Annotated in this window: 16 protein-coding genes; 9 read left to right on the top strand and 7 right to left on the bottom strand. The window is 71.4% G+C overall.

Annotated elements, in window-relative coordinates:
- Positions 1-14 precede the first annotated feature (14 nt).
- Positions 15-605, top strand: a complete 591-nt coding sequence (locus ACEXOR_RS05840; protein WP_374848482.1) for an isochorismatase family protein — start codon at positions 15-17, stop codon at positions 603-605.
- Here ACEXOR_RS05840 and ACEXOR_RS05835 read toward each other — a convergent pair.
- Complete coding sequence (locus ACEXOR_RS05835) at positions 580-2,127, bottom strand: PucR family transcriptional regulator (RefSeq protein WP_374848481.1); 1,548 nt, start codon at positions 2,125-2,127, stop codon at positions 580-582. The two genes, ACEXOR_RS05840 and ACEXOR_RS05835, sit on opposite strands and share 26 nt — an antisense overlap.
- 112 nt (positions 2,128-2,239) lie before the next feature.
- Between ACEXOR_RS05835 and gabT the strand changes: the two genes are divergently transcribed.
- From gabT to ACEXOR_RS05800, 7 genes are all read left to right on the top strand, one after another.
- Positions 2,240-3,625: a 4-aminobutyrate--2-oxoglutarate transaminase gene (gene gabT, locus ACEXOR_RS05830; protein ID WP_374848480.1), complete on the top strand. Its 1,386-nt coding sequence runs from the start codon at positions 2,240-2,242 to the stop codon at positions 3,623-3,625.
- Between the two features lie 34 nt (positions 3,626-3,659).
- Entirely contained in the window at positions 3,660-5,120 is a 1,461-nt protein-coding gene (locus tag ACEXOR_RS05825) for an NAD-dependent succinate-semialdehyde dehydrogenase (protein ID WP_374848479.1), read from the top strand.
- A 93-nt stretch (positions 5,121-5,213) separates the two neighbouring features.
- Positions 5,214-7,154 (top strand): ArnT family glycosyltransferase, encoded by a 1,941-nt coding sequence (locus ACEXOR_RS05820; protein WP_374848478.1) that lies wholly within the window; start codon positions 5,214-5,216, stop codon positions 7,152-7,154.
- Between the two features lie 65 nt (positions 7,155-7,219).
- A complete protein-coding gene (locus tag ACEXOR_RS05815) occupies positions 7,220-7,597 on the top strand; it encodes a GntR family transcriptional regulator (protein WP_374848477.1) in 378 nt (125 codons plus the stop codon).
- Positions 7,594-8,481, top strand: coding sequence for an ABC transporter ATP-binding protein (locus ACEXOR_RS05810; protein WP_374848476.1), 888 nt, complete (start codon positions 7,594-7,596; stop codon positions 8,479-8,481). Before ACEXOR_RS05815 ends, ACEXOR_RS05810 begins: the two co-directional genes overlap by 4 nt.
- Positions 8,478-9,266 carry a hypothetical protein gene (locus tag ACEXOR_RS05805; protein ID WP_374848475.1) on the top strand — a complete coding sequence of 263 codons (789 nt, stop codon included), beginning with the start codon at positions 8,478-8,480 and terminating at the stop codon, positions 9,264-9,266. The genes ACEXOR_RS05810 and ACEXOR_RS05805 overlap by 4 nt, the downstream gene beginning before the upstream one ends.
- A 42-nt stretch (positions 9,267-9,308) precedes the next feature.
- Positions 9,309-10,901 (top strand): hypothetical protein, encoded by a 1,593-nt coding sequence (locus ACEXOR_RS05800; protein WP_374848474.1) that lies wholly within the window; start codon positions 9,309-9,311, stop codon positions 10,899-10,901.
- Between the two features lie 18 nt (positions 10,902-10,919).
- Here ACEXOR_RS05800 and ACEXOR_RS05795 read toward each other — a convergent pair whose 3' ends face one another.
- The gene (locus ACEXOR_RS05795; protein WP_374848473.1) at positions 10,920-12,824 is read right to left on the bottom strand and encodes an ABC transporter ATP-binding protein; all 1,905 of its coding nucleotides are present in this window, start codon (positions 12,822-12,824) and stop codon (positions 10,920-10,922) included.
- Positions 12,825-12,902: 78 nt separating this feature from the next.
- The gene (locus ACEXOR_RS05790; RefSeq protein WP_374848472.1) at positions 12,903-14,300 is read right to left on the bottom strand and encodes an MFS transporter; all 1,398 of its coding nucleotides are present in this window, start codon (positions 14,298-14,300) and stop codon (positions 12,903-12,905) included.
- A 156-nt stretch (positions 14,301-14,456) separates the two neighbouring features.
- On the opposite strand from ACEXOR_RS05790, the gene ACEXOR_RS05785 reads away from it, so the two are divergent.
- Positions 14,457-15,275 (top strand): ribokinase, encoded by an 819-nt coding sequence (locus ACEXOR_RS05785; RefSeq protein ID WP_374848471.1) that lies wholly within the window; start codon positions 14,457-14,459, stop codon positions 15,273-15,275.
- Between the two features lie 8 nt (positions 15,276-15,283).
- Here ACEXOR_RS05785 and ribH read toward each other — a convergent pair whose 3' ends face one another.
- The 4 genes from ribH to ribD are packed head-to-tail and all read right to left on the bottom strand — an operon-like array spanning position 15,284 to position 18,815.
- Entirely contained in the window at positions 15,284-15,760 is a 477-nt protein-coding gene (ribH, locus tag ACEXOR_RS05780; RefSeq protein WP_374848470.1) for a 6,7-dimethyl-8-ribityllumazine synthase, read from the bottom strand.
- A 34-nt stretch (positions 15,761-15,794) separates the two neighbouring features.
- The gene (gene ribA / locus ACEXOR_RS05775; protein ID WP_374848621.1) at positions 15,795-17,114 is read right to left on the bottom strand and encodes a GTP cyclohydrolase II; all 1,320 of its coding nucleotides are present in this window, start codon (positions 17,112-17,114) and stop codon (positions 15,795-15,797) included.
- A gap of 2 nt (positions 17,115-17,116) precedes the next feature.
- Positions 17,117-17,734 (bottom strand): riboflavin synthase, encoded by a 618-nt coding sequence (locus ACEXOR_RS05770; RefSeq protein ID WP_374848469.1) that lies wholly within the window; start codon positions 17,732-17,734, stop codon positions 17,117-17,119.
- Positions 17,735-17,738: 4 nt separating this feature from the next.
- Positions 17,739-18,815 (bottom strand): bifunctional diaminohydroxyphosphoribosylaminopyrimidine deaminase/5-amino-6-(5-phosphoribosylamino)uracil reductase RibD, encoded by a 1,077-nt coding sequence (ribD, locus tag ACEXOR_RS05765; RefSeq protein ID WP_374848468.1) that lies wholly within the window; start codon positions 18,813-18,815, stop codon positions 17,739-17,741.
- Between the last annotated feature and the right edge of the window lie 19 nt (positions 18,816-18,834).

Genomic DNA, 18,834 nt, shown 5'->3' with positions numbered 1-18,834 from the left:
GCGGGAGGCGGGCGATGGCCAAGGCGCTGTTCATCATCGACGTGCAGAACGACTTCATCGAGGGCGGTGCGCTCGGGGTCGAGGGCGGCACCGCGGTGGCGAACGGCATCTCGCGCATGCTGGCCGAGCATCCGGATGCGTACGAGCTCGTGATCGCCTCGCGCGACTGGCACGACCCCGACAACGACAACGGCGGGCACTTCGCCGACGGCGAGCCCGACTTCGAGACCACCTGGCCGGTGCACTGCGTGGCCGGCACCCACGGCGCCGAGTACCACGACGAGCTCACCACCCGCGCCATCGACTACCACGTGCGCAAGGGCATGGGCGAGCCGGCCTACTCCATCTACGAGGGCACCACCGAAGAGGGCGGCACCGTGCACGACCTGCTCGACGCCAACGGGGTCACCGAGATCGACGTGGCGGGCCTGGCCACCGACTACTGCGTGCGGGCCTCGGCCCTCGACGCGATCGAGCACGGCCGGAAGGTGCGCATCATCACCGACCTGGTGGCCGGGGTGTCACCGGATGCGTCGCGTGCGGCGATCGCGGAGCTCGCGCACGCGGGCGCCGATCTCATCACGTCCGACCACGTCGAGAAGTAGCGGCCGCTCCCGGCGGCCTGTCGTCGAGATCGGTGGCGGCGAGCAGCGCCCAGAGCTCGGCGCGGCCCTGGAAGCCGTCGAGGGCGAGACCCAGGTCGTCGCCGAGCGACTCCATCCGCAGGCGCAGGCTGTGCCGGTGCAGGCCCAGCTCGCGGGCCGCCGGCTCCCAGTGCCCGTTGTGCCGCAGCCACACCTCGGCGGCCCGGAGCCGGTCGTCGCCGTCGGGCATCCCGCGCACCCGGGCCAGGCGGGCGCGGGCGACCTCGGCCACCGGGCTGGTGGCGAGCAACCCGAAGAAGCTGCGGCTGACGAGCGCCGAGAAGTCGGCCGAGCGGCCGGCCGGGGCGCCGTCCAGCGCCCGAACGGCCTGGGTCACCGCCACGTCGAGCTCGCTCCAGCGCGAGGGCTCCGAGACTCCGGCCGACACCGAGCGGGCGTCGAACAGGAGGCGGTCGGCCGCGGCGGCCGACTCGTCGACGATCAGGTGGAGGTGCGGCCCGGCCGCGACCACGAACCGGCCGCCGCGCCCCGACGACCGCCGTTCCAGCGAGTCGCGGAACGGTGCTGAGACCGCCGACGACTCGGCCGCGATCACCACGAACGACTCGGCGGGCAGGTCGATCCGCAGCACCTCGGCGGCACGGCGCACCAGGTCGACCCGGCCGTCGCGCAGCAGCTGGAACAGCTGCTCCATGATCGAGCGGTGGCCGAGCCTCAGGTCGTCGGCGTGCTCGAGAGCGAGCTCGGCGAGAGCGGTGAGAGTGGTCACCACCGACTCGTCGGCGGCGTCGAGGGCGTCGACCCGGGCGAGCCCGAGCACGCCCTGATGGCGGCCTGACGAGCCGAGGGTCTGCAGTCGCAGGGTCGCCGGACCGTGTGCGTGCGCGATCCGCGCCCGGCGCCTCTGCCGCAGCAGCTCCGCAGCCGCTTCGGTGACCTCCCCGGAGGGGTCGACCGCGCCACCGTGGTCGGTCGATCCCGCGTGCTCGAGAACCGCGGCGTCGGCGTCGAGCACCCAGATCTCGGCGTCGAGCAGGCCGGCCGCAGCATCGACTGCGGCGCTCAGACCACCGCGGCCGACGGCCCGCGCCACGGCGTCCTGGGCCGAGAGCGCCCATTCCACCCTCGCCCGCGCGGAAGCGGCCTCGCGATCGGCGATCGCCCGTGACACGGCGATGAACGGCGTGCGATACGGAACCAGGATGAGCGGCAGCCCCGCATCCCGGCACGCGTCGGCCAGCTCGGGGGGCGTGCCCTCGCGGAGCACCTCGGTGCCGAAGCCGATGGCCACCACGCCGGCCCTGGCCACCCGGCCGACATAGGCCGCGTAGTCGAGGGGGGTGTACCCGTCGAACTGCCGGCCGGTGGTGAGCAGCAGGTGGCCGGGCGCGAGGAACGGAGACGGGTCGTCGAGGTCGGAGCCGTGCGCCCAGTCCACAGCCGGCAGTGGGGAGCCGGCATCCGTCACGAGTTCGAGGGCGAGCTCGGGCAGCTTCAGGATGGCGGCGAGATCGGTGGGCACACCTCACCATAGCCGCCGTTCTGGCAGCAGCTGGGAACCGATCTGCCGATCTGGCAGCGCAGAGCGCGTCGGGTACCGGATAGCGTCGTCGAAACGCCTGGAAGGATCGCCCATGACCATCGCACCTCCCGAGAACCCGATCGTCGGCGGTCCCACCCTGCGGCAGCAGCGCGAGCTGGTCACGGCGATCCCGGGGCCGCGCTCCACCGAGCTGCTCGCGCGCAAGTCGGCCGCGGTGCCCAAGGGCGTCGGACTCACCCTGCCGATCTTCGTCGAGGCGGCGGGCGGGGGAGTGCTGCGCGACGTCGACGGCAACACGCTGATCGACTTCGGCTCGGGTATCGCGGTCACCGGGGTGGGCAACAGCGCCCCCGCCGTGGTCGACGCCGTCACGGCGCAGGTGGCTCAGTTCACCCACACCTGCTTCACCATCACCGGGTACGAGGGCTACGTGGCGGTGGCCGAGGCGCTGAACCGCCTCACCCCGGGCGACTTCGACAAGCGCACCGCCCTGTTCAACTCGGGCGCCGAGGCCGTGGAGAACGCCGTGAAGATCGCCCGGCACTTCACCGGCAAGCAGGCCGTGGTGGCCTTCGACCACGGGTACCACGGCCGCACGAACCTCACCATGGCGCTCACGGCCAAGTCGATGCCCTACAAGAGCGGCTTCGGCCCGTTCGCCCCCGAGGTGTACCGGGCGCCGATGTCGTACCCCTACCGCGACGGGCTGCTCAGCGGTGCCGAGGTGGCCGGCGACGGTGCCGCGGCCGCCCGCCGCGCCATCCTGCAGATCGAGAAGCAGATCGGCGCCGCGAACCTCGCCGCCATCGTGATCGAGCCCATCCAGGGCGAGGGCGGCTTCGTGGTGCCGGCCGAAGGGTTCCTCCCGACGCTCGCCGAGTGGGCCCGCGCGAACGGCGTGGTGTTCATCGCCGACGAGGTGCAGACCGGCTTCGCCCGCACCGGCGACTTCTTCGCGTGCGAGCACGAGGGTGTCGAACCCGATCTCATCGTCACCGCGAAGGGCATCGCCGGCGGTCTTCCGCTCTCGGCCGTCACCGGCCGGGCCGAGATCATGGAGTCCTCCCACGCGGGCGGCCTCGGCGGCACCTACGGCGGCAACCCGATCGCCTGCGCGGCGGCGCTCGCCACCATCCACAGCTTCGAGGCCGACGGGCTCGTCGAGCGCGCCCGGGCCATCGGCGACCTGTTCCTCGGCCGGCTGCGTTCTCTGCAGGCGACGGATGCGCGCATCGGCGACGTGCGCGGCCGCGGGGCGATGATCGCGATCGAACTGGTCGACCCGGCCACGGGCGAACCGGATGCGGTGCTCGCCGCGCGCATCGCATCCGCCTCGCACGCGGCCGGCGTGGTGCTGCTCACCTGCGGCACCTACGGCAACGTCATCCGCTTCCTGCCCCCGCTCACCATCTCCGACGAGCTCATCGCCGACGGGCTCGACGTGGTGGCGGCGGCCCTGCAGCAGGCGGGAGCATGATGAGAACGACGAACCACGACAAGGGAGTACTCCAGTGACGAACGAGACCGAACTTCTGGCCGGTGTGCCCGACCGCCTCTTCATCGGCGGCTCCTGGGTGGCGAGCAGCTCCGGCGACACCCTCGACGTGCGCGACCCCGCCACGGGCGCCGTGATTAAGTCGATCGCCGACGCCACGCCCGAAGACGGCATGGCCGCCCTCGACGCGGCGGTGGCCGTGGCCGAGGAGTGGGCCGCCACGGCGCCCCGCCAGCGCGGCGAGATCCTCCGCGGTGCCTTCGACCTGATGCAGCAGCGCCGCGACGACCTCGCGCTCCTGATGACCCTCGAGATGGGCAAGCCGCTCGCCGAGGCGCAGGGCGAGGTGACCTACGGCGGTGAGTTCCTGCGCTGGTTCTCCGAGGAGGCGGTGCGCATCACCGGCCGCTACGGGTCGAACCCCGAGGGCACCGGCCAGATGATCGTCTCGCAGCGCCCCGTGGGGCCGTGCTACCTCATCACCCCGTGGAACTTCCCGCTCGCGATGGCCACGCGCAAGATCGCGCCGGCGCTCGCGGCCGGGTGCACCGCGGTCGTGAAGCCGGCGGCCCTGACGCCCCTCACCACGCTGTTCGTCGCGCGCCTGCTGGAGGAGGCGGGCCTTCCCGCCGGTGTGCTGAACATCGTCACCACCTCGCACTCCAGCGCGGTCTCCGAGCCCATCATCGCCGACCCGCGGCTGCGCAAGCTCAGCTTCACGGGCTCGACGCCGGTGGGCCGCACGCTCATGAAGCAGGCATCCGAGAACGTGCTCCGCACCTCGATGGAGCTCGGCGGCAACGCCCCGTTCGTGGTGTTCGGCGACGCCGACCTCGACAAGGCGGTCGACGGCGCCATGGCGGCGAAGTTCCGCAACATCGGCCAGGCGTGCACCGCGGCCAACCGGTTCATCGTGCACTCGAGCGTGGCGGCGGAGTTCTCGCGCCGGGTGGCCGAGAAGGTCGGGGCCCTGCGGATCGGCCGCGGCACCGAGGAAGGAGTGGGCATCGGCCCGCTCATCGACGACAAGGCGGTCGACAAGGCCGACGCGCTGGTTCAGGATGCCGTGGGCCGGGGTGCGACCCTGGTCGCCGGCGGGCATCGGGTCGACGGCCCGGGCAGCTTCTACGAGCCGACGGTGGTCACCGGGGTGCCCTTCGACAGCGAGATCCTGCGCGAGGAGATCTTCGGCCCGGTCGTGAGCGTGGTGGAGTTCGACGACGAGGACGAGGCCGTGCGGCTCGCCAACGACACCGAGTACGGCCTGGTGAGCTACGTGTTCACCGAGAGCCTGGCCCGCGGTCAGCGCATGATCCAGAAGCTCGACACGGGCATGATGGGGCTGAACGTGGGCGTGCTCTCGAACGCCGCCGCCCCGTTCGGCGGCGTCAAGCAGTCCGGCCTCGGTCGCGAGGGCGGCTTCGAGGGCATCCACGAGTACCTCTCCACGAAGTACACCCTCATCCCGAACGGCTGACCGGTCGGGCCTGGGGGAGCGGGATGCCGCTCATAGCGGCGCCATAGGCTCCCCCGGGCACCGGTTCAGCGCAGCGGCGTAGCGTCTCCCGACGTGAAAGCCCTGCGCAGCCGACTCCTCACCCCGTGGGCCCTGGGCCTTGCCGCACTCACCGCGGCCTCGGGCTTCATCACCCTCTGGGCCCTGCAGGCCGGCCAGCGCAGCGAGTACTACGCCGCCATCGCGCTGTCGATGAGCCGCAGCTGGTCGAACTTCTTCTTCGGCGCCTTCGACCCGGCGGGCACCGTCACCCTCGACAAGATCCCCGGCTCGTTCTGGATTCCGGCTGCCTTCGTCAAGCTCTTCGGCTTCTCGACCTGGTCGGTGAACGCACCGAACGCCATCGCCACGGTGGCCGCGGTGCTCGTCGTGGCGTTCACGGCCAAGCGCCTGCTCGGCCCCGGGGCCGGGCTGGTGGCGGGCGCGGTGGTCGCGTCCACGCCCATCGTGGCGGCGGTGGCCCGCAGCAACCAGCCCGAGTCGTTCTTCGTGCTGGCGCTGGCTCTCGTGGCGTGGGCGGCGACCAAGGCGGTGCAACGCGCATCCGGTGCCTGGCTGGTGGTGGCGGGCGCCCTCGTGGCACTCGGGTTCCAGTTCTACATGCTCGAGTCGTGGGCGGTGTGGCCGGCGCTGGCCGCGGGGTACCTCTGCACGCGGCAGCCCTGGGGCCGCAAGCTGCTGCACGTGGGGGTGGCCGGCGCGATCAGCCTGGCGCTCTCGCTGGTGTGGATCGTGATCGTCTGGCTCGTGCCGGCCGGCAGCCGCCCGTACATCGGGGGCACCGAGAGCAACAACCCGTTCGAGATGGTGTTCGGCTACAACGGCCTCGGGCGCTTCTCGGCCACCTCCGACTCCGACGCCTACCGCTCGTTCACGCCGCCCTTCTCGGGCGACGCCGGTGCCCTCCGGCTCTTCAACGCCGAGGTGGCTCCGCAGGTGGCCTGGCTCATCCCGGCGGCGCTCGTGGCCGTGGTGGTGCTGTGGCTCGTCGAGCGCCGCACGCGGGCGCTCACCGTGCTGCTCGGCGCGTGGCTGATCACCTTCCTCGCGATGTTCTCGGCGGTCGCCGGGATGCACCAGTTCTACACGGCCGCGCTCGCAGTGCCCCTCGCGCTGCTGGTGGGGCTGGCCTTCGCCTCCGCACGCCGGGCGGGCCTCGTCTGGCCGCAGGTTGCGCTCGTGCTCACCGCCTCGGCCACGGCGCTCGCCGTGGGGCTCTACCAGCCCGCCTACCTCTACCCCGTCGCGGTGGGGCAGGCGGTGCTGGCGGTCGCCGTGAGCGTGCTGCTGGTGGTGCGGCGTCGCCGTCGTGCGGGGGCCCGTGTTCCGGATGCGCGCTGGCTCGCCGTGGTGACCGCGGCCGCCCTCGTGCTCACGCCCGCCGCGTGGTCGCTGGATGCGATGAACCACGAGAACTCCATCAATCCGATCGCCGGCGCTGGTTCCTCCTTCGGGGGCGGCGGTTTCGGGGGTGGCGCGGCCGGCGGCTTCGGCGGCGCGCGGCCCGGGGGCGGCGGCGCGGGGGCCGAGGGCGCGGTTGGCGACGGTGGCGGGCGGCCGGGTGCCGCAGCCCCCACGGCCCGGCCATCCGGTGTGGGCGGCTTCGGCGGCTCGCTCGACGCCACCACCCTCGCGTGGCTGCAGCAGAACCAGGGCTCGGCCCGGTACCTCGTGGCCACCTTCGGAGCCCAGGCGGCGGCGAGCATCATCACCGCCACCGACGGCGGTTCGGTGCTGCCCGTGGGCGGCTTCAACGGCCTCGACCCCGTGCCCACGCTCGCGCAGTTCCAGCAGCTCGTCGCCGACGGCGACCTGCGCTACGTGCTCGCCACCACCGCCATCGGCGGCCAGGGCGGTTTCGGCGGCCAGGGCGCGCAGGGCGCCGGCGTCTCCACCACGGCGTCCAGCGAGATCGAGCAGTGGGTCGAGGCGAACTGCAGCACGGTCACGTCGTCGCAGGTCGACGTGAACGACCTCTACGACTGCGCTCCCTGAGGGGCCGCTGCTGCACGGAGGTCTTGACACGGGCATCCGCACCTGGTTGGTTAGTTACATGAGTAATGAACCAACGAGGAGCGGTCGTGGATGACTCGCGGCCCATCTTCGTGCAGATCGCCGAGCTGATCGAGAACGACATCGTCGCCGGCACCCTGCCCGAAGAGACGCAGGTTCCGTCGACCAACGAGTTCGCGGCCTTCCATCGCATCAATCCGGCGACGGCGGGCAAAGGGGTGAACCTCCTGGTCGACGGGGGCATCCTCTACAAGAAAAGGGGAATCGGGATGTTCGTCGCACAGGGTGCACGTGATCGGCTGATCGCCGAGCGGCGCCGCCAGTTCCAGAACGAGTACGTGCAGCCGCTGGTGGCCGAAGCCGGGAAGCTCGGCATCACCCAGGCGCAGCTCGTGCAGATGATCCGCGAGGGGAGCAGCGAATGACCGCCGTCATCGAGGTCGAGGGCCTCCACAAGCACTATCGATCCGTCGACGCGGTGGCCGACGTCTCGTTCGCCATCGAGGAGAACACCATCACGGGGCTCCTCGGCCGCAACGGCGCCGGCAAGACGACGCTGATGCAGCTGCTCACGGGGCAGGAGTTCCCCACCCGCGGCAGCATCCGGGTGTTCGGCGAGAACCCGCTGGAGAACGCCCGCGTGCTCGAGCGGCTGAGCTTCATCAAGGAGAGCCAGCGCTACCCGGACGACTTCAAGCCGAAGCACGTCTTCACCACCGCACCCTGGTTCTTCCCGAACTGGGATCAGGCGTTCGCCGAGCGGCTGATCGACGACTTCCGGCTGCCCACCAACCGGCGCATCAAGAAGCTCTCCCGCGGGCAGCTCTCGTCGGTGGGCGTGATCGTGGGGCTCGCCGGCCGGGCACCGCTCACGTTCTTCGACGAGCCGTACCTGGGGCTGGATGCGGTGGCCCGGCAGATCTTCTACGACCGCCTCCTCGAGGACTACGCCGAGCATCCGCGCACCGTCGTGCTCTCGACGCACCTGATCGACGAGGTCGCCAACCTGCTCGAGCACGTGCTCGTGATCGATCAGGGCCGCATCATCGTCGACGACGACGCCGAGAACCTGCGCGGGTCGGCCACCACGGTGGTGGGCACCCGCGCCGCCGTCGACTCCTTCGTCGCCGCACGGGAGGTGCTGCACCGCGATCAACTCGGCGGTCTCGCCTCGGTCACCGTGGGCCGGCTCGACCCGGCCGAACGCCGTGAGGCCTCCGAGCTCGGACTCGAACTCGCCCCCGTATCCCTTCAACAGCTGGTCGTGCAGAAGACCGGCGCCCTCACCGGAATCGAGCAGAGCGCATGACCGCCGTCGACACCCCCACCACCCGGCCGGCCGGCCCCGGCGCCGCAGGCCGTGGCCGCATCGTGCCGGTCGCCCGGCTGCACGTGGTCAACCGGCTGCAGGTCTTCATCATCCCCGCGGCCATCCTGCTGTTCATCCTGTTCGTGAACCTGGTGATCTGGTGGCTCATCCTCCGCGCCGTCACCGACCCGGCCGACCGGGCCGACACCCTCGAGGGCCTGCAGTACAGCGGCGCGTCGTTCTACGTGTTCGTCTACGCCATCGTCCTCGGTGCCCAGGCGGTGGCGTTCGCGTTCCCCTACGCGCTCGGCATGAGCGTCACCCGGCGCGACTTCTGGCTGGGCTCCGCGCTCGCCTTCGTGGGCCTGTCGGCTCTCTACAGTGCGTTCATCACGGTGCTCGCGATGATCGAGCAGGCGACCGACGGCTGGGGTCTGGGCGGCCGCATGTTCACCGTGCTCTACTTCGGCGGTGAGGATGCGCCGTGGTTCCAGAGATTCCTGGTCTTCTTCGCGGTGTTCCTGTTCTGCTTCTTCGTCGGGGCGGCGGTGGCGACCATCTACCAGCGCTGGCGCGTGAACGGCATGCTCGTGTTCTTCGCGGGGCTCACCCTCGTGCTGCTCGGAGCGGTCGCGCTGGTCACGCTCACCGACAGCTGGCCGCTGGTCGGCACCTGGCTCGCCGACACCGGGGCGGTCGGCATCGCCGCCTGGAGCCTGGTTCCCACCCTCGTGGCCGCGGTGGTCGGGTTCCTGGTACTGCGGCGGTCGACCCCGAAGGGCTGACGAGCACTTGCGCCCAGCCCCGCGATAGATGACGATTGCTCAATGGTGACGATCATCAAACATGAGCTCAGAGCAGGGGTCGGCACGGCCGGCGGTTACCGGCCCGAGGGGTGGAGCCCTCGGCTGACCGTGGTGCTGTCCGGTCCGGCCCCTGCCGGCGCCGACGTGGTCTGGGCCATGGCCAGACCCGACGGTGCAGCGTGGTTCGAAGAACGCACCCAGGCACCCGAGTTGACCGAGGGGCAGACCGCCACCGTCGAGCTGCGTCGCCAGATCGACGACGACATCGATGTGGCAGGTACGGCGCCGTTCACGCTGCGGCTGGTCTCCGAGCTCGACGGAGTGGGGGTGCTGCTGCACGAGGGCGCCCTGGCGGTCACCCAGCTCGACGGCGACCACCGGTTCGCCGTGAATGAAGATTGGCGCCTCACCCGAGCTCTGATCAGTCTCGACACGATCGACGAACCCGACGCCCCTCCGCTGGTCATCACGACCTACCTCAAGGGAGACGTCGACGTCCATCGGCTCGAGGCCCACTGCTTCCACGACGGCACCCGCATCGCTCGCGCCTCCCTGGTCGAGAGCCGCCAAGCGTTCACCGCCAACGACGGGACCGTCGTCGGCCACGTCATCGTCGCCACGTTCGACGTCGTCCGCGGGTGGAACAACCTCGCCGCCAGCGGGTGGGGCGGTGACTGGTACCTGCTGGATGCTCACGACGGCCCCTACGAGATCAAGCTCGTCCGAGACAACGTCGTGACCAGGACCGTCCCCCTCACGATCCACGCGGGCCGGATCGTCGCGCCCGAGGTCGTGGAAGCAGACCCGTGGACCGGCTCGGCCATCCCGACCGAGGCCATCATCGACGGTGACCTCGACGGCCCCCACGGCGCCGTCACCGCGCCCGTGTACGGCGATCCCGTCTCGGCCGCGAACGAGCTGACGATCGATCACGTCTATGCGCTCCGAACCGAACCGCCGGAACCCGACGCCGCAGCGCTCGACCCCGAGGCGACAGCGAAGCTCACCGCGTTCCTCGATCGCGCCGAGCGGCTCATCATGACCTGGGAAGACGACGTCGTCACCGCCCAGGCGCCGTTCGACCAGAGCCAGGTCATGGCCGCTGAGGCACTCCTCAGAGAGAAGGGCGGCTACGACGACCTGCACGCATCGGTGCCCGAAACCGCGTCGGGCCACGTGCTGATCCTCGACGGTGCGCCGATCACCGTGCGAGATCTCGGCGCGAGGATGGCCACCCTGTTCGCTGCCGCTTCCGGGATGCTCACCAGAGCGAGTCAGCAGAGCGCAGACGAACTCGCACCCTACCGAGCGGTTCTCTTCGGCGACAAGCGTCGCATCTTCGATGACCGACCCATCGACTCGTTCGAATACCGAACCACCGATGGGCTCGTCATCTCCACCCCTGAAGAACTCCGCGACGCGGTCTGCTGGTACTTCGAGGGCCCCGTCGATCTCCCGAGCACCGGCACCGTGGGCGACGTGACGGTGACGGTGAGCACCCGGGGGTGGCGGATCATCGGCTGGCAGTTCGACCCCGACGGCACCATCGTGCACGCCTTCGAAGAGCAGGGGCTCGGACTCGACGCGCCCCGGTCCGCCTACCGGCGCCGCTGAGCAGCCGGCAGGCGGGGGTCAGACCAGCAGCTGGTGCTTCGCGAGGTCGCGGTAGAGCGGCGTCGAGGCCACGAGTTCGGAGTGCGTGCCGACGCCGATCACACGGCCGTGGTCGACCACCACGATCTGGTCGGAGTCGACCACCGTCGACAACCGGTGCGCGATCACGATCAGCGTGCGGTTCTCGGCCACGGCGTCGATGGCCTCACGCAGCATCTGCTCGTTCAGGCCGTCGAGCGACGAGGTCGACTCGTCCAGGAGCAGCACCGGGGGAGCTGCGAGCAGTGCGCGCGCGATGGCCAGCCGTTGGCGTTCGCCGCCCGAGAGCATCACGCCGTCTTCGCCCACCGCTGCGTCGAGACCCTCGGGAGACCGCTCGAGCACCTCGCCGAGGTTCACCTCGTGCAGCACCCGGATGCACTGCTCGTCGGTGGCGTCGGGGGTGGCGAGCAACAGGTTCTGCCGCAGGGTTCCGGCGAGCACGGGAGCGTCCTGCTCCACGTAGCCGATCTGGGCGCGCAGCTCGTCGCGATCGAGACGGCGCACGTCGACGCCGCCGAAGCGCACGGCGCCGGACGCCGGGTCGTAGAACCGCTCGATCAGTGCGAGGATCGTGGACTTGCCGGCCCCGGAGGGGCCGACGATGGCGGTGCGACGGCCGCGCTCGGCGGCGAAGGACACGCCGTGCAGCACCCCGGGCACGGCGGCGGGGCCGTCGGTGACGGGGTCGACCGCGCCGGCAGCGCCGGCAGCTGATGCGGCTGCGGCCGCGTCGTCACCGGCTGCCACCGCCTGAGCCGGCTCCACGGGCCGTGCCGCCGCGTAGGCGAAGTGCACGTCGTCGAACTCGATGGCGGGTGCGTCGGCCGAGGCCGCCCCCGGAGCGGCCTTCGCGGCGAGGGCCCGGTCGTCCTGCCCCTCGACCGGCAGGTCGACGATCTCCTGGATGCGGCCGAGTGCACCGAGTGCCTGGTTCACCGAGTTGATGGCCCCGAAGGCCTGCCCCAACGGCATGATCATCATGAACAGGAACAGGATGAACGACACCAGGCTCGCGATGGTGATCGCCCCCGACGCCACCCGGAACCCGCCCACCCCGAGCACCACGAGGAACGACACCTGCAGCGCGATGCCGGCGATCGGCACCACGAGAGCCGAGATCTTCGCGACCTTGACGCCCATCTCCCAGGCGCCCTGCGCATCCTTCTCCACGGCCGCGATCTCGCGCTCGGTGGCGTTCGAGGCGCGCACCGTGCGGATGGCGCTGATCGAGCGCTCCACGGCCGCCGCCAGGTCGCCCACCTTCTCCTGCTGCTTGCGGCTGGCCACCCGCACGCGGCCCGAGATCGACACCACCGTGACGACGGATGCGGCGATGACGAGCACGGTCAGCCCGAGCAGCACCGGGTCGATGATGAGCATGGCGATCAGGGCGCCCACGAACACCAGCGAGCCGCCGACCGCATCGACGAGGCCCTGGGTGATCACCGCGTAGAGCAGCGTGGTGTCGGAGCCGACGCGCGACACCAGGTCGCCGGTGCGCCGGGTGTCGAACTCGCTGATCGGCAGGCGCAGCATCCGGCGCACCAGCTGACGGCGGGCCGAGAGCACCACCGAGGTACCGGTGCGCTGCAGCAGGTAGTGCTGGAAGCCGCTGATCAGCCCCGACACCACGACGAGCCCGATCAGGGCCCACACCAGCATGTCCAGCGAGCGGCCGTCCTGCACCACGGTGATCACCTGGCTCACCAGCAGCGGCTGGGCGAGGCTCGCGGCCGCGCCCACGATGCTCAGGGCCACCACGACGCCGAGCACCTTCTTGTGCTCCAGCAGGAACGGCAGTAACTGACTGAAGCGGGCTCGGGGCCCGTCGTCGGGCGTGCGGCTGCGGCCGCGACCGCGCGCGGAGGAGGTTCGGGACATGGTCTTCTTTCTATCCGTGTTCGCCGCACGCCCGCTGAGGGCGCCGGAGCGTTCCCCCGCCTGATTCCCCGCCCCGTCTCAGCTGAGGCGAGTGTCGAACTCCTTGTCGCGGGTCTCCGTGCTGATGATGAGCGCACCGAGGGTGATCAGCGCCATCAGCGAGAGGTAGTTGCCCACGAGGGCGGGAGAGCCGTCGGCGGCCTGCCAGAGCGCCACCGCGATGAACGGCGCCACCGCGGCACCGAGGATCGAGGCGACGTTGTAGCTGATGGCCGAGCCGGTGTAGCGCACGTTCGCCGGGAAGAGCTCCGGCAGCTGCGATCCCATCGGGCCGAAGGTGAGGCCCATCAGGGTGAAGCCCACGATGAGCAGGGTCATCACGCCCACGAAGCCGCCGGCGAACAGCGGCACGAAGAGCAGGCCGAAGGCGGCGATGGCGATGGTGGTCCAGATGAGGGTCATGCGGCGGCCGAAACGCTCGGCCAAGGGGCCGGAGACCAGGGTGAAGATGCCGAAGAACACGCAGCCGACCACGAGCATGATGAGGAACTCGTTGCGCCCGTAACCGAGCCCGGGCACGAAGTTCGCGGCGTCGAACGGCTTGCCGGCGGCTTCGGCCGCAGCCTGGGCGTTCGCGACCGACGAGGCGGTGGTGCCGAAGGTGAGCGTGAACGTGGTCATCAGGTAGAACAGCACGTAGGTGGCGAGCATGATGAACGTGCCGAGGATGAGCGGCCGCCAGCTCGACTTGAACACGCGGGCCAGGGGCAGCTTCGCCACCTCGCCCTTCTCCACCACCTTCTGGAACGACGGCGTCTCGACGAGCTTGAACCGCACGTACAGGCCGATGATCACCAGCACGGCGCTCGCGAGGAACGGCACGCGCCAGCCCCAGGCGAGGAAGGCCTCCGTCGAGAGCGTGGTGCTCAGGATGAGGAACACCACGTTCGCGATGATGAACCCGATCGGGGCGCCGAGCTGCGGGAAGGTGCCGTAGATCGCGCGTCGGCCGGCCGGGGCGTTCTCGGTGGCGAGCAGGGCTGCTCCCGACCACTCGCCACCGAGACCGAGGCCCTGACAGAAGCGGAACAGCACCAGGAACCCGGGGGCCAGGATCTCCCAGCCCGGCGTCTGGCCGGTGGGCAGTGCGCCGATCAGCACGGTGGCGATGCCCATCGTGAGCAGCGACGCCACGAGGGTGCGCTTGCGGCCGATGCGGTCGCCGAAGTGGCCGAACACGATCGAACCCACGGGGCGGGCCACGAAGGCCACCCCGAACACGGCGAACGACGACAGGAGCGAGATGGTGGGGTCGGAGTTGGCGAAGAACAACGTCGGGAACACCAGCACCGCTGCAGTGGCGTAGACGTAGAAGTCGTAGAACTCGATCGACGTGCCGATGAGGCTCGCCAGGATGACGCGGCCCCTCGTGTTCGCAGGCGTTGCGCTGGGCGCGTCGAGTGTGGTGGATGACATGGAGGTCTCTCAGAAGGCTGTGGAGTTTTCTAGGCCCGGAGCGAGCGCCGGTCGGGCGCTGCAGGACCGACGTCGGCAGGGGGCGAGGTTCGCTCGCGAAGGGCCATTTTACGCCGCGAATAGGATGCTGGGGTACGTCTTGTGAAGGAGGCCCGCGTGGGCGCAGTGCTGGTTCTCGGTTCGCTGAACATCGACTCGACCGTCGAGGTCGAGCGTCACCCCCGGCCGGGCGAGACGCTGCTCGGGGGAGACCTCGTCGAGCACTTCGGCGGCAAGGGCGCGAACCAGGCCGTCGCCGCGGCCCGCGCGGGTGCGCGGGTGGGCTTCGTGGGCCGGGTGGGCGACGACGCCGCCGGCGACTCGTACCTGCGCCGCCTCGCCGAGTTCGACATCGACACCACCCACGTGGCGCGCACCGCGGGCGTGTCCACGGGGCATGCTGCCATCGCGGTCGACGCCCGGGGCGAGAACACCATCATCGTGTCGCCCGGTGCGAACGCGCGCGTGGCCGTCGCCGATCTGGCCCCCCTGCACTCCCTGGCACCCGGCGACGTGCTGCTGGTGTCGCTCGAGGTGTCACTCGAGGTGGTGGCCGAGGCCGTGCGCCTCGCCGCCGCCCGCGGGGCCCGCGTCATCCTGAACCTGGCGCCCTACGCCACGCTGCCGGCCGACGTGCTCGACCTCGCCGACCCCGTGGTGGTGAACGAGCACGAGAACGAGCAGCTCGCGGCCGACGGGCGCGAACCCCGTTCGGTACTGGTGACGCTGGGGTCGCGCGGCTCGCGCTGGGGCGACGTGGAGGTCGCCGCCGCCCCGGTCGCCGCGGTGGTCGACACCACGGGCGCCGGTGACTGCTACTGCGGCACGCTGGCCGCGGCGCTCGCCGCCGGTCTCGAGGCCGAGGCCGCCATGCAGGGGGCCTCGGCGGCCGCCGCCGCCTCGGTCTCCTGGGTCGGCGCCCAGCCCACCCCCTAGCAGTACAGCTATCCCCGGATGGCCCTCAGGGCCAGCGCGGTCACGATGGCGGCCTCGGCGGCCTCGGTGCCCTTGTCCTCCTTCGAGCCGGGGAGCCCGGCCCGGTCGAGGCCCTGCTGCTCGTCGTCGAGGGTGAGCAGCCCGAACCCCACGGGCTTGCCGGTGAGGATGCTCACCTGGGTCAGCCCCGAGGTGGCCGCATCCGACACGTACTCGAAGTGCGGAGTGCCGCCGCGGATGATCACGCCGAGCGCCACCACCGCGTCGGCTCCCGCCTCCAGCACGGCCTTCGTCACCACGGGCAGCTCGAAGCTGCCGGGCACGCGCACCTCGCTCACCGTCACGCCGGCCCGCTCGAGGGTCGCGCGCGCCCCGGCCAGCAGGCCGTCGGTGATCTCGGTGTGCCAGGTGCCCGCGACGATGGTGATCTTCAGCCCCGATCCGTCGAGCTCGTGGTTCGCTTCGGGTGCTCCTGCTCCGCTCATGGCGTGTCCTCTCGGGTGGTTCGGTTGGCGTCGGTCAGTGGCCGACCGAGGGCAGCACGTGTCCCATTCGGTCGCGTTTGGTGTCAAGGTAGTTCTGGTTGAAGTCGCCGACGCCCACGATCAGCGGCTCGCGCTCGGCCACCTCGATGCCGTGCGCCTCGAGCTGGGCGACCTTGTCGGGGTTGTTCGTGAGCAACCGGATGCGCGGAGCCCCCAGGTCGCCCAGGATCGCCACAGCGGCCCCGTAGTCCCGTGCATCCGCGGGCAGGCCGAGGGCCACGTTGGCGTCGAGGGTGTCCAACCCGTCCTCCTGCAGCCGGTAGGCGCGGAGCTTGTTGATCAGCCCGATCCCGCGTCCCTCGTGGCCGCGCAGGTAGATCACGGCGCCGCCGTCCACGGCGATCCGGTCCAGGGCGGCGTCGAGCTGGGGCCCGCACTCGCACTTGAGCGAGCCGAACGCCTCGCCCGTGAGGCACTCCGAGTGCACCCGAACGATCGGACCCCGCGGGTCGGCGAGGTCGCCCGACACGATGGCCACGTGGTCGGCGCCGGTGAGGAGGTCGCGGTACGCGCGCATCCGCAGCGAGCCGTGGGTGGTGGGCACCGTGGTCTCCACCTCGAACTGCACCCGCGGGGTCTCGTCGGCACCCGGCACGAGGTCGACCCGCGCGGCCTCCTCGACGCGCAGCGGCGGGGCATCCGGGGTGACGCGGAGCGGCGGGGCATCCGGAGTCTGCTCGCTGCGGTCGAGCCCGTTCAGGTGCTCGACCAGCAGGGCGATGGTGGTGATGGGCAGCCCGTCGCGCTCGGCCACCTCGTGCAGCTCGAGCAGTTTCATGGCGGAGCCGTCGTGCGACATCATCTCGCCGATCACGCCCACCGGAGCCAGCCCGGCCAGGCGCATCAGATCCACCGCGGCCTCGGTGTGGCCCGGACGCTGCCGCACCCCGCCGTCGACCGCGCGGAGCGGCACGACGTGGCCCGGCCGGATGAAGCTGGCGGGCGTGGACGCCGGGTCGGCGAGCAGGTTGAGCGTGCGTGCCCGGTCGTGCGCGTCGATGCCGGTGGTGATGCCCGAGGCGGCGTCGACCGTGATCGTGTAGGCCGTGCGCCGGGTGTCCTCGTTGTTCACCACCATCAGGGGCAGCGCGAGCCGGTCGGCGAGCGCACCCGGCATGGGGGCGCAGAGGTACCCGGAGGTGCTGCGCACCATCCAGGCGATCCACTCCGGGGAGGCGTGGGCGGCCGACATGATGGCGTCGCCCTCGTTCTCGCGGTCGGCGGCGTCGGAGACGATGACCGGCTTGCCCTCACGGAGTGCCGCGAGCACCTCGTCCATGGGGGAGAACGAGATGGTCATGATGCGCTCCGTCCGACGGCCACCAGGCGTTCGACGTGGCGGGCGAGCACGTCGGTCTCGAGGTTCACCCGGTCGCCCACGGCGAGGGCGCCCAGTGTGGTGGCGCTGAGCGTCTCGGGAATGAGCGACACCTCGAACCAGGCCTCCGTCGCCCCGGGCGGCGACACCGACGACACGGTCAGTGAGACGCCCGACACCGAGATGGAGCCCTTGTCCACCACCAGCGCGGCGAGATCGTCGGGCAGCGAGAACCGCAGCACGCTCCAGGCCTCGCCGGGGGTCACGGCGAGCACCTCGGCGGTCCCGTCCACGTGTCCCTGAACGATGTGGCCGCCGAGGCGGTCGCCCACGCGGGCGGCCCGCTCCAGGTTCACCCGGGCGCCGGCCTCGAGGTCGCCGAGGGTGCTCATCCGCAGGGTCTGCGCCATCACGTCGGCCCGGAAGCCGTCGGCGGTGCGGTCGATCACGGTCAGGCACACCCCCGACACAGAGATCGAGTCGCCGTGCTTCGCGTCGCTCACGGCGAGCGGTGCGCGCACGGTGATCACGGCGGCGTCGCTGGTGTGCTCCAGGGCGGTGATCTCGCCCAGTTCCTCGATGATTCCGGTGAACATCGGTCTACTCCTTCGTGGCGCCGCTGGCGGCCGCCGTGGTGTCCTGCGGGCGGGCGACGATGCGCAGATCGTCGCCGAGCCGGGTGATGTCGATGAGGTCGAGCCGCCGCTGGGCCCCGATGGTGCCCACGCCGACCTCGCCCAGTGCGAGGTGCGGGCCGCCGAGCAGGGTGGGCGCGAGGTATACCACCAGCTCGTCGGCGAGGCCGGCGGCCACGAACGAGCTCGCGAGGGCCGGGCCGCCCTCCACGAACACCGACCGCACCTCGTGGGCGAACAGGTCGGCGAGCACGGCGTCGAGATCCGGGCCGTCGTAGCGGCGCAGGGCGAGCGGATGCGCGAGCACGCGCGCATCGTCGGGCACGGCCCGGCGGCCCAGCACCACCGGTGCGGGCTGATGCGGCAGCAACCCGCCGCCGGCGTCGCGGGCGGTCAACGCCGGATCGTCGGCGAGCACGGTTCCCGTGCCCACCACGATGGCGTCGGCCTCGCTCCGCCTGAGGTGCACGTCGGCGCGGGCGGCCGGCCCGGTGATCCACTGGCTGGTGCCGTCTTCGGCGGCGGCACGACCGTCCAGGCTCGCGGCCCACTTCACCGTCACGAACGGGCGGCGCAGGCGCATCGCCGTGAGCCACGGGCGGATGGCCTCTTCGACGGCCGGGGCCTCGATGCCGCTGACGACCTCGATGCCGGCCGCGCGCATCCGTTCGCCGCCGCCCGCCGACGCGACCCCGGGGTCGGCCACGGCGTACACCACGCGGCTGACGCCCGCTTCGATCAGCGCGGTGCTGCAGGGGCCGGTGCGGCCCTGGTGGTCGCAGGGCTCGAGGGTGACCACCGCGGTGGCCCCGCGGGCGGCCGAGGCTCCGTGGGAGCCCGCGAGGGCGGTGAGCGCCGCCACTTCGGCGTGCGGCGTGCCCGCGCCCTCGTGCCGGCCCTCGGCCAGCACGGTGCCGTCGGCGTCGAGCAGGACGCAGCCCACCTGCGGGTTCACGCCGTGCCGCGGACCGCCGAGCGCGAGACTGAGGGCGCGACGCATCGCAGCGCTCTCGGCGCTCTGCGTGTTCGGGGCTTCGCTCATCCGGTCCTCGTCGTCTGAC

It is taken from the genome of Herbiconiux liangxiaofengii, from assembly GCF_041927335.1.
Lineage (GTDB): Bacteria > Actinomycetota > Actinomycetes > Actinomycetales > Microbacteriaceae > Herbiconiux > Herbiconiux liangxiaofengii.
The sequence above is the reverse complement of the archived record's forward strand: the minus strand, read 5'-3'. Positions and strand labels throughout refer to the sequence as shown.

Coding starts and splice junctions, on each gene's coding strand:
- ACEXOR_RS05795 (WP_374848473.1), bottom strand. CDS start 12,824: ATGTCCCGAACCTCCTCCGCGCGCGGTCGCGGCCGCAGCCGCACGCCC.
- ACEXOR_RS05790 (WP_374848472.1), bottom strand. CDS start 14,300: ATGTCATCCACCACACTCGACGCGCCCAGCGCAACGCCTGCGAACACG.
- ribD (WP_374848468.1), bottom strand. CDS start 18,815: ATGAGCGAAGCCCCGAACACGCAGAGCGCCGAGAGCGCTGCGATGCGT.
- ACEXOR_RS05810 (WP_374848476.1), top strand. CDS start 7,594: ATGACCGCCGTCATCGAGGTCGAGGGCCTCCACAAGCACTATCGATCC.
- ribH (WP_374848470.1), bottom strand. CDS start 15,760: ATGAGCGGAGCAGGAGCACCCGAAGCGAACCACGAGCTCGACGGATCG.
- ACEXOR_RS05770 (WP_374848469.1), bottom strand. CDS start 17,734: ATGTTCACCGGAATCATCGAGGAACTGGGCGAGATCACCGCCCTGGAG.
- ACEXOR_RS05815 (WP_374848477.1), top strand. CDS start 7,220: ATGAACCAACGAGGAGCGGTCGTGGATGACTCGCGGCCCATCTTCGTG.
- ACEXOR_RS05840 (WP_374848482.1), top strand. CDS start 15: ATGGCCAAGGCGCTGTTCATCATCGACGTGCAGAACGACTTCATCGAG.
- ACEXOR_RS05800 (WP_374848474.1), top strand. CDS start 9,309: ATGGTGACGATCATCAAACATGAGCTCAGAGCAGGGGTCGGCACGGCC.
- gabT (WP_374848480.1), top strand. CDS start 2,240: ATGACCATCGCACCTCCCGAGAACCCGATCGTCGGCGGTCCCACCCTG.
- ACEXOR_RS05805 (WP_374848475.1), top strand. CDS start 8,478: ATGACCGCCGTCGACACCCCCACCACCCGGCCGGCCGGCCCCGGCGCC.